Source organism: Novipirellula caenicola (assembly GCF_039545035.1).
Classification (GTDB): Bacteria; Planctomycetota; Planctomycetia; order Pirellulales; family Pirellulaceae; genus Novipirellula; species Novipirellula caenicola.
Map to the genome: position 1 here is coordinate 315,878 of NZ_BAABRO010000007.1, position 14,870 is coordinate 330,747.

General features: G+C 56.5%; 5 protein-coding genes. 2 read left to right on the forward strand and 3 right to left on the reverse strand.

Features of this window, described 5'->3' with window-relative positions; genetic code table 11:
• The first annotated feature begins 40 nt into the window (after positions 1 to 40).
• Positions 41 to 4,450, forward strand: a complete 4,410-nt coding sequence (locus ABEA92_RS16205; RefSeq protein WP_345684885.1) for an FG-GAP-like repeat-containing protein — start codon at positions 41 to 43, stop codon at positions 4,448 to 4,450.
• Between the two features lie 9 nt (positions 4,451 to 4,459).
• Here the strand turns inward: ABEA92_RS16205 and ABEA92_RS16210 are convergent, their stop codons facing one another.
• The 3 genes from ABEA92_RS16210 to ABEA92_RS16220 form a co-directional block, all read right to left on the reverse strand.
• Entirely contained in the window at positions 4,460 to 6,175 is a 1,716-nt protein-coding gene (locus ABEA92_RS16210; protein WP_345684886.1) for a hypothetical protein, read from the reverse strand.
• 129 nt (positions 6,176 to 6,304) lie between these two features.
• A complete protein-coding gene (locus ABEA92_RS16215; protein WP_345684887.1) occupies positions 6,305 to 7,987 on the reverse strand; it encodes a hypothetical protein in 1,683 nt (560 codons plus the stop codon).
• A gap of 360 nt (positions 7,988 to 8,347) precedes the next feature.
• Positions 8,348 to 12,067: a caspase family protein gene (locus tag ABEA92_RS16220; protein ID WP_345684888.1), complete on the reverse strand. Its 3,720-nt coding sequence runs from the start codon at positions 12,065 to 12,067 to the stop codon at positions 8,348 to 8,350.
• A gap of 178 nt (positions 12,068 to 12,245) precedes the next feature.
• Here ABEA92_RS16220 and ABEA92_RS16225 point away from each other — a divergent pair, with 178 nt between their 5' ends.
• Positions 12,246 to 14,387 (forward strand): VWA domain-containing protein, encoded by a 2,142-nt coding sequence (locus ABEA92_RS16225; protein WP_345684889.1) that lies wholly within the window; start codon positions 12,246 to 12,248, stop codon positions 14,385 to 14,387.
• The last annotated feature ends 483 nt before the right edge of the window (positions 14,388 to 14,870 follow it).

Sequence of the window (14,870 nt, forward strand, 5' to 3'; positions counted from 1 at the left end):
ACCCTATCCTAACGGGAACTCCTTAGCCCTGAGACAACCCATGCCCCGTTTTTCTATGCGTCGCGGTTTGCGAACTGCTCGTCGTTCCCGTCGCTGTTTGTCGGTCGAGGCGCTGGAAAGCCGCCGCGTGTTGGCGACGTTTGTGGTCGATACCGTCGCCGATAACGATCCGCAAGCCGGTGTCTGTGTCGCCGCGCCCGCACCCGGAAATGGGACCTGCTCGATTCGTACCGCGATCATCGCTGCGGACAACAATCCGGGGCTCGACCGTATCGAGATTCCCGCAGGGACTTACAACATCAATCCGAATTTCGGCAGTTTCGACTACGACTCGTCACAAGACATCGACTTTCTCGGTGTTGGCACCAACCCTGCGGATGTCGTGATCGATGGTGGTGGTGTTTCTCGCGGGTTTGATATTTTCAGCAGCGGTCCCCCCAACACTGTGACCATGGATAACTTTACGATCCAAAACGGTGTCGCAAGCGATGGTTCTGGTGGCGGTGCGATCAACATTTTTGGAAGTGCTTCGTTGGTATTGCGGAACATGGTTCTGCAAGACAATCGCGCCGATGAAGATCCGCTTTTTCCTGGCTTTACCTCATCCGGCGGCGCCGTACAGGCCGGAGTCGATGTGACAATCGAAAATTCAATCTTCCGCCGAAACATCGCAACTGAAAGTGGCGGTGCAATCGATTTTTCCACCACCGATCAACCTCGCACGTTGACCATCCGTAACTCGACGATCGAAAACAATGATACCGGCGATTCCGATGTCGATTTCGGGCTCGGCGGAGGCGTCAACGTCAGGGGATTCAATTCCAGTTTGATTTTGGACACCGTTGACATCGCCAACAACATGGCGGGTGACTCGGGAGGAGGCGTCTATTTCGAAGGTTCTTCGATCACCGTGACCGATTCCGATTTCACTTCCAATCAAGCGTTGGGATCCGATTCGGGTGGCGGCGGCTTGTATATCTTTGGCGACGGACAGAGCAATTTTGTGTTCGACGTCAGCGGCGGTCGGTTCGAATCAAACTCGGCAGTTGCCGGAGCCGGTGGTTTGGAATCGGTGGACTACAGCGGCACAATCGATGGTACGACATTCTTGCAAAACCAAGTGCTTGGCCAGGGCGACCAATTCGATCAAGGAGGCGGTGCGGTGGCACTGCTTGCCGATCCCGATAGCAACCGCGTGGTAACGATTCGTAACGCCGATATTCGGCAAAACGAAGCACCGACCGCAGGCGGGATCGCTCTGGTGAATATCGATCTAGTGCTTGAGGACTCGGTGCTCGATGGCAATCGAACCACCGCAGGCCAAAGCCCCGGCGCCGGAGGCATCGGCGCGGTGAGCAATTCGTTGACTCAGCAGATGACGATCAATTCGTCAACGATCACCAACAACACTTCGATGACCGAGGCGGGAGGCATTGGCGCGATCGATATTGATCTTGTGATCAACAACTCGACGATCTCGTCCAACACCGCGTCGGGCGGTCGAGCCGGCGGTATCGGACTGCTCGGCAATCTTCGCAATCCGATTTTGACCGCGTCAGCCGTCACGATTGCCAACAACCAATCCGGTTCGGACGGTGGCGGGATCGCGTTTGCCGACGCGGGTTTTGATTTGACCAATGTGACGATCACGGGAAACCAATCTGGATTACAAGGCGGTGGGATTGCGGTCGGAACGAGTGCCCCAGGGGTGCAACACTCGATCTTGTTCTCGACCGTTGCCGAGAATCAAGCGATCAGCTCGGGATCCAATATTGCCGCACAAGGTGAACCGATTTCGATCGCATCGAGTCTGTTTGCCGCAGGCGACGGGTTTGCGTTGCCCGGCACGTTTGTTTCGTTAGGCGGCAATCTGGATAGCGGAACAAGTATGGGGTTTAGCGACCCCAGTGATTTGAACAATACCGATCCGTTGCTCGGGCCGCTGCAAGACAATGGAGGTCCGGTGTTTACCCGCGCGCTAGCGGCACAAAGCCCCGCGATTGATGCGGCGCGAAATACACAAGTTCTCGTGGACGCACGCGGAACGGTGCGGCCACTAGACGGTGATGGCGACGGCCAGGCCTTTCCCGATATCGGCGCCTTTGAACGAGTCGCGGTGGTGATTGTCACGGCGGTGGATGATACGTTGAACATCGACGAAGACGATCCGTTGACCTTCGTCAATGTGCTGGCCAACGACTTGCCCGCCGGAGCGTTGACCGTCACGGCCGTCTCGGCGGCAAACCGTGGCGACGTGACGATCGCCCCGGGCGGAAACGGGATCAACTACGTGCCTCGCGCCAACGAATTTGGACAAGATGTCTTTACCTATACCGTTAGCAATTCGTTAGGCCAAACCGCATCGGCGACCGTGCGTGTCGATATCGCCGCCGTCAATGATCCACCGATCGCTGGGAATGATGTCGTCGACGTTGGCACGCGGCAAGCGTTCACGATTCAAGAATCGAGTTTGTTAGCAAACGATTTTGTCGGTGCGGCTAACGAATCGAACCAGACCTTGAGTATTTCGAGTCTGCCGGCGACGACGGTTGCCGGCGCGACGATCTCATCGCTCGCAGGTGTCATCACGATCACGCCCGATCCTAATTTTGCGGGGCTGAGTGATTCGTTCACTTACACGCTAAGCGATGGAATTGACACCGCCACGGGAACCGTCGTGTTAAACTTTTCGACGCGAGTCGGAGGTCATGTCTACTGTGACGCCAATGGCAACGGCAGCGAAGATAGCGGCGAAGCCGTGGTGGGAGGACGCGTGTTTATCGATGCCGATGGAGATCGCAGCTTTGACATCGGCGAACGAGAAACGCAGACCGATGTGATGGGAGACTATTTCTTTACCGGTTTGGTCAGCGGCCAAGCGGTGGTCGTGGCAGAAGTGCCTGCGAGTTGTCAAACGATTCCTGATAACCCGGGCGTCGTCCGCAGCCAATTGGATGCAGGGTTGCTCGCCCGATCGATCACCGCCGCGGACATGGACGGCAACGGCGACCTCGAGATGATCGTCGCCAGCGATCTATCGGGAACGCTCAGCGTGATTGATGTGGTTGGTGGAAACCTATCGCTGCAACGTGAAGTGACGCTAGACAATCGGCCTCAATCGGTCTTCGCCTACCCGCCAGCCTCGGCAAACCGTTCGGGCACGCCGTTGATCGCGGTTGCCGCCATCGGGCTGCCAAGCGAAGGAGGACAAGTCTACTTTGGTAACGATTCGTATGACTCGTTCCCGATCGCTGCGGGGGCGATCGATGTGGCAATCGACGATTTTGGCGACGGGTTGCCTACGGTGGTGGTCGCGTCGTTCCGGCAATCGGAATTGACGTTGTTTGCACCGGATGGACGATTCGCACCCCAAACATTACCAGTCAACGCCTCGCAAATCACATCGGTCTCGACCGGGGATGTTGATGGCGATGGCGACAACGATATTGTCGTGGTCGGAATCGGCTACGACACGACGTTTGAAAGTGGTGCGTCCAGTGGCGATAGCGGAAGCGAAATCAGCATTCTACTGAACAACGGCAATGGCAGTTTCTCGCCGCTGACCGACGGGCAATCCGATCCCAATCTGACCAGCAAGTATGTCGACGTGACGCTAGCGGATATCGATGGCGATGAGCAGCAAGAGATCCTGGCTCTGGATCAACGTCAAACGCTTCGAGTTCTGCGATTGGATGGCGGTCAAGTTCGTTTGGTTTCGAGTACCACGGTGACTGCCAAAGCGTCCACATTGGCTGTGGGGGATTTCAATCGCGATTCGCAGCTTGATGTTGTCGTCGCCAGTAACAGCAATGATGTGATCGAGATATTTGTGGGCGATGGCGGCGGAAATTTCCGCTTGGTCAAATCGATCCAGGATGTCTTGAATCCTATCGACTTGACCGTCGCTGATTTTGACCAAGATGGTGTCGACGAGATCGCGGTGGCGAACCTGTATCGCCGTTCACTCGGCGGCAATAATTCCGATCCATTGTTACCCAGCACGGTGACGGTGCTGAAATTGCAAGTCGCCGAAGCATCCGTTGTCATCGATCAAAGCTCGGTCAGCGTCGACTACACCTTCCCTCGCGTGGTGCCGGGTTTTGGCATCTCCTCACGAATGGACGTCAACGCCAACGGAGAGGTTACCGCAAACGATGCGTTGATGGTCATCAATCAGCTCAATCGGCAAGGCGGTGGTCAAGGCGAATCATTGGCCCACGAATCATTGGCCCACGAATCATTGGCACGTGTACGAGCAGCCACCGATATCAATTTGGATGGTGCCACTTCGCCACTTGATGCGTTGTTGGTGATCAATCACTTGAACGAAAATCGCGGCTCAGCCAACGACACTACGGAAGGCGAACAAAGCCTATGGTTTGATGCGGATGATGACGACAAGGGCTTCGCCGTCGCGGCCGACGAAGTGTTTGCGGCAGGGTTGTTTTGAACGTGATCTCTAGGGCATGAAGTTGATCTGCAGCATCGCTTCGTAATCAAATTGTTCGTCCAATCCATCACGAAGTGGAATCGAGATCGCCGGCGTCACCACCCATTTTTCGTTGACCAACAGATGAAATCCTGCGGTTGCGTTGACGATGTTGAAATGATTGGCCAAATTGGTGTAACGCAGCGTGCCCGCCGAAACCATGTCCGAATCTTGCAGCGTCGCGGTGTAATGCAGTTCGGTATTGAACAGGGCTTGTTGGATAATGCCCTCGCCACGCTTTGGGTTGCGATAGATCGATCGTGTGGCGGCGACATCAAGATGCATCAACGTCGAATCCGTGAACTTGCCGATCACCGGCAGCGCGTCGTTGACGCGATTCGCACGGATCGGGTCGCCGTTGGCGGCGATATCGAGCTGCAGGTAGGTTTGAAACGTGGTGTCTGGGTTGACACGGTATAGCAGTCCTGAAAACGGCAACAGATGGACGCTTTGGTTTTCAACCACTAACAAGTCGCGACCGCTGTGGTCGCGCAGACGAGTGTCATCCGCGGTGGGGACGCTGACGCCAAGCCCTGCACTCCAGATGTAATGTTCGTTAAAGCTCAACACCGCTTTGGGAATGATCGTCAGATTTCCGATCTCAAAGTTGCGGTCTTGCCGTGTTCCCAACGTTTGAGTGCTGCCATAAGTCGCAGCGGTGGGCAGCCGAAATTCGATCGAGACTAGATCCTCAAACAAAACCTTCTCGACCCCGAGCGTGTAGCGGCTGATATCCCCCAGTCCTCCGAAGGCATCATTGAAAAAGCTGTAGTTCAAATAAACACGATGGCGGATTGCAGGAGAAAAGTTCTCGGCGACCTTGACGCGTCGCGTGGAAACGCCAGGACCGGGAACGGGAATCGATGCCGTGCCGGTTCCACCGACTTCGCCGGTGTAACTGTAGGTGACGAACCACTTGTCGCCGTCAAAGTAAAGGGCTGGTGAATCATTCTGCGAAGGCGGGTTCGCCGCGCCGGCACTATGAACGGCCGTGGCAGTGCTGGGGTCGAACACAAACCCGGGCCCCGGCGAGGTTGGGGCGTCCGAGGTGGGTAACGGTTCGGCCAGAAAGAACGTGTCGATACTGCCGTTTCCAGAGCTATCGAATCCGGTACCCGTGGTGAAAAGGTCATTGTGCGGAATGTCGTTGCCGAATTCGAACGCGATCGTCGAATTGGGCGATCCCGCACCGCCACCGGGCAAGATCGTGCCTGGCAACAAATGAGAAAACGTTACGGTTTGCGTTCCCGCAAAACTCGAAAAACCACCGCCAAAAAAATCGCCGATCACGGTGGGGGTCGACGAGAACGACCCATGCGTCGCACCGTACTCGGAATAGCTCGGGTCGGTATTGAATTGCGTCGAATCAAAATCGCCTGTGGCAGCAGTTCCAAAGTTCGGCAGCGGATCGAGCGGTCTCTGCAACTCAGAGATAGGGGACGCCGCATCCTCGCCAACGTCCGTCGTCAACGGCTCGAGCGGAGACGGGCTGAATGGGGACGAATCGAGTTGGGACGGATCGAACGTCAATGGTTCGAGCGTCAATGGATCTCGCAGGGACGGTGCTTGGGCGATCAGCGACGGCGGCGAGCAAACACTTCCCACGGCACACACAACCGCGATCGGCAAGGCGATCCAGAGTGACTCATTGCGTCGACGGTTGGCAGACGAACAGAACAGGAGCATTGGCGCGATGGGGTGGAGGCCAGGTGGTTGCGAGTGATACCGTGCGACTACGTCGTCCGTGCGTTCCACCTTCCTCAGGCGAGAGCCATCAAACTTTTAATGCACCGCCGCGAACAGGTTGGTGACGTGCTAAGGCAGATAATTGATTTGGACCATCGCTTCGTAGTCAAACTGTTCATCCAAACCATCTCGCAGCGGAATCGACATCGCGGGCGTCACCACTAATTTGTCGCTTAGCACCAGGTGCAAACCGGTCGTGGCGTTGAGAATATTGAAGTTGCTGGCCAAATTGGCGTAGCGAAGTCCACCGGCGGAAACCACATCGGTATCTTGCAGCGTCGCGGTGTAATGAAGCTCGGTGTTCAACAGAGCTTGTTGAATCAAACCCGAGTTGCGATTTGGGTTTCGGTAGATCGACTTGGTTGCCGCCACGTCCAAGTGCATCAAGGTGGAATCGTTAAATTTGCCAAGCACTGGAAGTGTGTCACCGACTCGGTTTCCGCGGATCGGATCGCCATTGGCTGCGATGTCCAATTGCACGTAACTTTGGAAACTAAGGTCGTCGCTGTAGCGATACATCAATCCGGTAAACGGCAGCAAGTGAACGCTTTCGTTTTCGACCACCAACAAGTCTTGTCCGTTGCTCTGCAGCCGTGTGTCATCGGCGGTGGGGACACTAACGCCAACGCCCGCACTCCAGATGTAATGACGGTCATACAGCAGCACCGCTTTGGGGATGATCGTGAAATTTCCAATCTCAAAGTTGCGATCTTGACGTGTTCCAAGTGTCTGGGTGCTGCCGTAGGTGGCAGCGGTCGGCAATCGGAACTCGACCGAGATCAAATCTTCCAGCAAAACATGTTCGATCCCCAACGTGTAACGGCTGATGTCGCCGAGGCCGCCAAAGGCGTCGTTGAAGAAGTTGTAGTTCAGGTAGGCTCGATGGCGGACCGCCGGCGAAAAGTTCTCGGCGACTTTGACTCGTCGTGTGGAAACGCCCGGCCCAGGAACGGGGATCGACTCGGTGTGAGGTCCACCCACCGCGCCATCGTATTGGTAGGTGACAAACCAGTTGTCGCCATCGGTGTAGATGATCGGCGTTCCAGGCGGAGGGTTGGCGGCACCTCCGGCATGAACCGCAGTCGCAGTGCTGGGGTTGAAAACGAAACCGGGGCCAGGCGACGTGGGAGCGTCCGACGAAGGTAGCGGCTCGGCCAAAAAGAACGTGTCGATGCTGCCGTTGCCCGAGCTGTCGAAGCCGGTGCCAGTCGTAAAAATATCGTCGTGAGGAAAGTCGCCGCCGACTTCGAATGCGATGATCGAGTTGGGCGAGCCAGCGAAGCCCGATTGAATGTCGCCAGACAGCAGTTGGTTGAAGGTGACCGTTTGTGTGCCTTGGAAACTCGAGAAACCGCCGCCAAAGAAGTCGCCAATGATCGTGGGATCGAACGAATACGAACCTCGCGTGGCTCCAAAGTCCGAGAATCCTGGATTGCTGTCAAACTGGGATGCATCAAAATCGCCCGCAGTAGGACCACCAAAATTTTGCAACGGATCGAGCGGTGGAGCGGCTCCGAGAGGCGTATCGCCAGCAAAACCTCCCGCTCCCGTGCCTTGAGGGCCTACGCCTTGGGGACCAACGCCTTGGGCGGCTGGACTTTGCGGGAACGGACTCGTCGACGGCTGTGGGACTTGCCCGAGGCTAGGACTGACGCCGCATGCAATCCAGATCGTGCACACCCCGATCCAACGCAACGCGATCGAAAACGTTGTATTGGGGTGGCGTTTTAGGAGATTTAGGGGCGCAGTCATGTTTTTGTATCGTTACATCAAAGGTGGTTCGGTGTGGTCCGAGCGACCGGATTTCCCTCGCGCGACATCGAATGTAGGTCTGGCGGCTCTTCGGCGTCGACACGGAGCCGCCGCACCCCCCTTTCGATACGTTTAGAACAAATCGTCCAATTGATGCAATTGGAATCATCCAACCACGAAATGCAGGAACAGACGCCCTATCTTGCCTAGGTTGGCATTCTTGTAGCGGAACGGCGCAAGCGGCTTGTTGATTTAATGAAGTCTCCTGCAACAAGGGGTGTACGATGGACTTCCTAGTCCGTCGATGTTGTATTGGACGGACTAGGAAGTCCGTCGTGCGCCGCACAACTTTGAAGCGCCCTATCGTTTCACCGCACTCAGCGGCAAGCGAATATGGTCCAGCAAGTACGGCGGACTGGCCGTTGGGTGTTGTGACATCCCTTCGGCTTGGCTTTCTTCGGCAACTGTCCGTGAAACATACGCGATCGTTTCGTCGAGCGTGACGACGCCGTCGCCATCGGCATCAGCAGCTCCCTCGATCGCTTCGATCAAGCGGGTGGTAAATCGGCCCAATCGCGACTCGACCACTTCGGCCGCTTCTTCGTCCCCTTCGCTGGCCGTGATCGTGATCACGACATCGTTTTGCAACCAACGAAGCGCACTCTTTAGATCGTCCACTCGCATCGCCGATTGCACCGCACCGCTGTGACACGAATCGAGAATCGCAAGCTTGCGGCATGGCAGCGCCGACAAGAGTGACAGATCCTCGAACGACAAACAATTGGCGTATTGGTCGTTCATCAATTCCCGATAATCGGCATCGTGCGTGACGAAGTACCATTGGTCGTTCCGCCGATCATGCAGCCCGTGCCCACATAAATACATCACCACCAAATCGTCGGGCGAAATCGTCTCGGATAATTGCTGGACCGCCTCGGATGCGTAAATTTTCCAGAGCGGCCGAGTCGCCTGGTCATCGACCAATTGTTCCGTGGTGACGTTGTACAGTGATCCCGCCGCGGTTCGCAGCGTGTCGGCGACGGCAGTGGTGGCTCCGGCAGCAAAATCAAGCGATTGAATTTGCGGGTCACTGTAGTCACCCACGCCAATGGCCAGCAGATGCATTTGCGGTTTTCGCTGCGGTGGATCAATGCGTTCATGAGGCAGCCGAACCAACACGCGATCGATCGCATCGGTGTCGGTGGCCGCAATCACCTCGAGCTGCAACAGCGGGTCACTCGGCACACGAAAGGTCCACTGGTAACCCAAGCTGCGAATCCCACTGGCTTCGTCGACTTGATCCGACACTTGCTGCTTCGCGGTGGCAGGGACACCACTGATGAACGCCTTGGGATCGACAAGACGAGTCCCCAGCGGAATACGGATGTCGGCGCGAACGACAAGTTCATCGCCTTGGACAAGCTCACCAGCTTGCGGCGAAATCAATTCGATGTGAGGTTTCGTCAGATATTGGTTTACGATCGAAGCGTCGCCGACGGGCGGGTCGATGCGGCTGAGCGAGCGACGCATCGCCGCAGGCAGACTGCCGGTTTCCAACAATCGCCGAATCACATCAGGCCGCTCGAGTGTTTTGCGGAACTGGGCGGCACGAAAGAAATCGGGCAATTGCTGCACGCCGCGATTGACCTGCCAACCAAATCGTTGGTGTCCATTGAACGAGGCATCGTAATAACCCGCCGGTGTCCACATCGCCCATTCGCGGTCTCGGTCGACAAGTAGCGTCGCGAGCGGACGCCACGCGGGAAAGCTTGAGACGGTTTCCAAGGCACGTCCTAAACGAGCAAACCGAAATTGGACCAAAGTGTCAAACGGCACTGATAACAATGCCGCTCGGACTTCGGCAGCATCCGATGTTTCTTGCACATCACCCACCGCATCGGCCCATCCAATCGACGATAACGTGTCTCCTTCGCGAACACCACGAAAGTACAGCGGTCCTGCCTCACGCACCGACGTGGCGATCAGTTTTCCATCTTCGATTTCAAATTCGGCACCCCAGCGGTTAATGCTTTCTGAATCGGTGAACAAATTCTCGAGATTCCATATTCCAATCGTTGCGTCGTCCGAAGCGGTGGCCAGGAATCGTGTATCCGCGGACGCCGAGATTGATCGCACACGGCCGGAGTGTCCACGAAACTGACGAATCAATCGCGGTGGATCCGATTCATCACACGCGTAAACGTACAAATTGTTTCGCCCTTTTGTGCCGACCACGACTGCCGTGCCCGCCTGTTTTGCATCAATCGTGCTGATCTCAGAAAACGCCCCGTGGGTATCGGGTATCAGCGGCAACATGCCTAACGGTTGCTCATCGCGATACAGGCGATAACGAAGCTCTCCGTTCTGCTGGTCTTCGGTGCGCACGGTCCAGCGGTTGGGGAGACGTTGGTTGGGAAGGTAATGGTCCGGATTGATCTCCGCGTCGCCTTTCAGCGAAATTCCCGACAAATCAAACACATCAGTGAAATCTTTCGAGTCGCCCCGCGTCAAGGCAATCGTGTAGCGCGATGTTTCTTTGGCGAATGCAACGTGCGAAATTGGCATCGCAGGCGAATCCAACACTTCGCCAGGCTCCGCAGCAATGCGTCCTTCGTCGTCGATGTCGTAAAGATGGATTTCGCTGTTCACCGCGACGATGGCTTGGTTTTTCGGAACGTCGATTCGACCGGTGGGGATTGCGGTGGGGGGATAGGTTTCCGAGCGAAGGATCAGGGTGTCGCCGCTGAGATCCCAAAGCTGCAGTCGCGATACCGCTTGGTCTTTTCGCATTCCTGCGAAGTCCGTGCCCACCAAGAGGCGTTGATGTGAAACATCAAGGTCGACAAACAGAGGTCGACCGCCAATTTTGATATGACGATGCCGTGTTACCGCCTGTTTGTCATCGAAATCCCAAACCGCGAGTGTACCATCGGCACCCGCAGCCACCAGCAAACTGCCATCGGGTGCAGCGGCAATACAGCGGACGTGATAGGCGAACGTGGTTTGGTCCAACAAACTTGTTTTGCCAGAGAAAAGGTCCATACGTTGCAGTTGCCAAGTAGGAGCAACGATTTCTTTTTCGGTTTCGGTGAGGCCTGTGAAGTGGGCCACCACCAATTCGTTGTCACCACGAAACGTCACGGGCACAAAGCCGCGTGAGCTACGAATTTGGCTAGCGATTTCCGCACCATAGGCAATCGAATCTGGCTGGATCACCGTTTTCCCCGACCACAATCCAGTGTCCTGATCGGATTGCCATGTCATCACTCGGCCTTCGACATCTTGCGATGCCAACACAGCCGATTTCGTTTCGGCTGAGTCAGCGTCGACATTGCCCGGTGACCAAGCGAGCGAGGCCACGACTTGGCGATGGCCTGCGTTGAAATCCACCAGCGGTCGCACCAATTTTCCGCTGATGGCATCGACGATCCAAATTTCGCCTAGCGATCCCATCGCACCGTGCCCGGCCATCGCAATTTGGTTGCCGTTGGCGGCCAAGGCGTAGATGCGGCCGCGAGGGCCTCGTTGAACCTGCCACCGAATCGTGCGATGATGTTTCCAGGGATGATCTCCTAACGGCGAGCGACGCCAAACGTGCAAGTCTTTGTCTTCACCCGCAGTGAGCAGTGTTTGGTCATTTGACGCGTTGGTTTCGCCCGCTTTGTTCTTTGCGGTGTCACTGTTTGCGGTATCACTGGCCGCGATCGGCGAATTTGCCAATTCGATCGCTCGAATGCCTCCGCTGTGACCGTTGTAATCGAGTCGCAAAATTGGCTGGATTCCGCCGGGAAGGGCGTTGCCGCCATCGATTGCTTTGGGGGCCGAGGCTTGCGGATCGGCCGCGATTCCTGGCAATTGGTTTTCACTTGGCAATTGGCCTGGCAATGGGCCGAGTACTGCTGGACCGCTGGGCGTAGTACCGGGCAACGTGGATTCCGCCGGCAATTCGGTCGACTGCGTCCCTTTTCCTGGCAGCGACTGCTCGCTGGGCAATTGCGCAGACGTGGGCACGCCGCTGTAGATCCAGAGCAATAGCAATGCACCCCAACGGATGCCAATTTTACGCGGTACGCTTGTCATTAATTTTTACTCTCTCGCTCGACCCCGCCCAAGATGGCTGTGGACTATCATGATAACGGGTGGCGAACTTTGTTGCCTTGCATTGACTCGGAAAACGAAGCCACCCAAACGGTGGCTTCAAAAAACAGAAGCTGCAGTACACGGCAGCTTCCGAATCGGCGACTCGGGATAACGAGCCATGAATAAATCGAAAAGGATAGGGATGAAGCTTTCGCGTGGATTTTTCGCAGTCGTTTACGCGTGGTTGTCGCTTGTGGTGATGTGTGTTGCTGGTCCCGCGTCGGCGCAACCGCCCTCCCCTGCCCCGTCCAGTGCCCCGTCCAGTACCACGACGCCGACGACATCCACGCCAGCCTCGTTAGCAATTTCGACGATGTTTTCGCCGCTGGATGTGCCTCAGCGGAAGACGATGGGATTGCTGCAACGCAATTTTTTAGAGATGGCGGGCGGCGACGAAGGCGAGTTGGAGGTGGCATTGGTCATTGACGGCACCAATTCGATGTCCGCAGAACTCGCCGGAGTGCGAGGGTCGATCGACCGCATGCTCGAAGACTTGCGGCGTTTTCGCAAAGGCCAAGTGCGGGCTTCGATCGTCGTTTATCGTGATTATGGTTCTCCGTCGGGCGAAGTCAGTATCGTTTTACCAACGTTCACAGCGGACAAGGCGACCATTGATAAGGCGGTCGAGTCGCTGCAGCCCGAATCGGGCGAGCCCTTTTTCCACGAGCTTCCCGATGTGGGGCTGCACACTGCGATCACTCAATTGCCGTGGTCGGACAGCCCTGATGTGGTCAAGTGGGTGATGTTGTTCGCTGACGCGCCCCCCTATTCGGTAACCTTTCGCGATGCAAAGTTTCCGGGAGCCCACCGCCGCTTTACCAACGAACTGTTGGTCTCACTGGCTCGCAAGCGTGGAATCCAGATCAATTGTATTCTTTGCACCAGCAGCGACGACAACGTCCAACCGTATCAGCAAGTGGTGGATCAGACACGTGAATTCATGAGTGAACTTGCGTCGCAATCCAGTGGTGTGATGTTGGATTTGTCGTATCCGGCGATCCAAACCGCATTGATCGAAGCGGGCAAACGGCCTGAGATCCAGTATGCCAAATTGGCTCCGATCAATGAATTTGATCTCGCGGCGGCACGCCGTGCCGATTCGCCGGTGGCCGCGACCGATGACGGTTCGGCTGCGGCTCCCACGAACGTCAGCATCGCGGTGGTGCCTCACGAGCCCATCGAAGGAATTCGATTCGATCCCGATCGATCGTCAGTCCAAGTCGCCACCGCGATCCGGCACCGTTTTGCCCGTTTGCCCGGCGTCCGTGTGGTCAGCACGGTGGATATTCAGCGTCAATTGCGTCGATTGCGTGCCGAAGGGATGACCGAGACGCAAGCGATTCGCGGACTCGCTGGACGCCTTCGCGCAGACTATGTCGTGTGGGGATCGGTTGTGCCGCAGACTCAGCAGGTGCAAACGGCTGCTTATCGGCGTCGTGATGGCGAAGCGGTGATTCAAGTTGCCTTTGATGGCGACTATGGCCAGGTCGCCAATGTGATTTTGACGGCGGCCAGCAAGGATCCTTCTCGTGACCCCGTGCTGACTCGATTAGCAAACCTTGCGATCGGCAGTGCGTCCAAAGCGATGTTGCAATCTCCGATCGCCGAAACGGCCGCCACGTCGTCCGAGTTGTTAGCGGCGCTCGAATCGCTCGAGCAATCGTTGGCGTTCGCAGGCGACAGTGACGAGTCGATCCAGTTATTGAAAACCGCCGAAGCATCGGCCCGGGCGGCGGTGGAAGCTGAGCCGCGAAATCCACTTGGGCATTGGCTGTTATCCAACGTCGCGTTCAATCAAGCGATGCGGGACTACCAGCGAGGCGCACTCGACGAAGCCAAGGCACGGATGGCTCAGATGAAGTCGTCGTTGCGACGAGCGTACCGTGATCGAGCGGCGATCCAGGCAACCAGTTTGGTCGAAGAAATTGCGGGCGACCATGCATTGCTGGTCGATCGTAACGTCGAGGATGCGATCTCGCACTACAAGCAGTTGATCGATTTGGCAATGCCGTCCGCATCGCAACTGCGAGGTCACTGGATGCTGGCCGGTATCTACGCGGGTGATTGGGGCGTCCCGGATGCGTTTGCGGATTTGGACCAGTCACGGCGTCACGTGATCGAGATCCTCGCGAACTGGCCCGATTCACCCGAAGGGCAACAGTTAAAGCAGTGGTTGCGATGGGACGACGCCAGCGGCCGGACCGAGCATGACTATCTGCCGACGATCCACGTGCAGATGAGCAAGTGGGACGAGGTCTAGAAGCGAGAGGCAGGGATACCAACACAAGGGTCACCGGTCGCCACCTCCATCAGCCACCTCTCCCGAGCGCAGCACGGGAGAGGTCGGACGGGCCCTTCGTCGGCGCACCTCGCATCAATTCCGCGCCCGATCCGCCTCACCCCACCCTCCGTAGTGGATCTTGCTAAAGATCCCGCCCCAAAACGACCGTCACCCCCTCGCCGCCGCCCCCATTCAATCACAACTCCGAATCTCGGCAGGTGTTCTCTCTCGTAGACCAAAAGGCCGATTGCTCGGACAATTTGAACAGGAGCAAGCAGAGGCAACAGAGTTAAAAGTCACGTATTCTCCACAAGCCACCTCTCCCGAGCGCAGCACATTGGTATCTACACATCTCAGATTGGTATTTTGAATGGGAGGGCATTGGCGGCGATGTTTTTGAGTTGGCCGATATCAACATCCACTTGACTCAGCAGATCGTTCATCGACAACACAGCCATGTAG

Excerpts from the sequence above, each read along its gene's own strand:
- ABEA92_RS16205 (WP_345684885.1), top strand. The coding sequence starts at position 41 with ATGCCCCGTTTTTCTATGCGTCGCGGTTTGCGAACTGCTCGTCGTTCC.
- ABEA92_RS16220 (WP_345684888.1), bottom strand. The coding sequence starts at position 12,067 with ATGACAAGCGTACCGCGTAAAATTGGCATCCGTTGGGGTGCATTGCTA.
- ABEA92_RS16210 (WP_345684886.1), bottom strand. The coding sequence starts at position 6,175 with ATGCTCCTGTTCTGTTCGTCTGCCAACCGTCGACGCAATGAGTCACTC.
- ABEA92_RS16215 (WP_345684887.1), bottom strand. The coding sequence starts at position 7,987 with ATGACTGCGCCCCTAAATCTCCTAAAACGCCACCCCAATACAACGTTT.
- ABEA92_RS16225 (WP_345684889.1), top strand. The coding sequence starts at position 12,246 with ATGAATAAATCGAAAAGGATAGGGATGAAGCTTTCGCGTGGATTTTTC.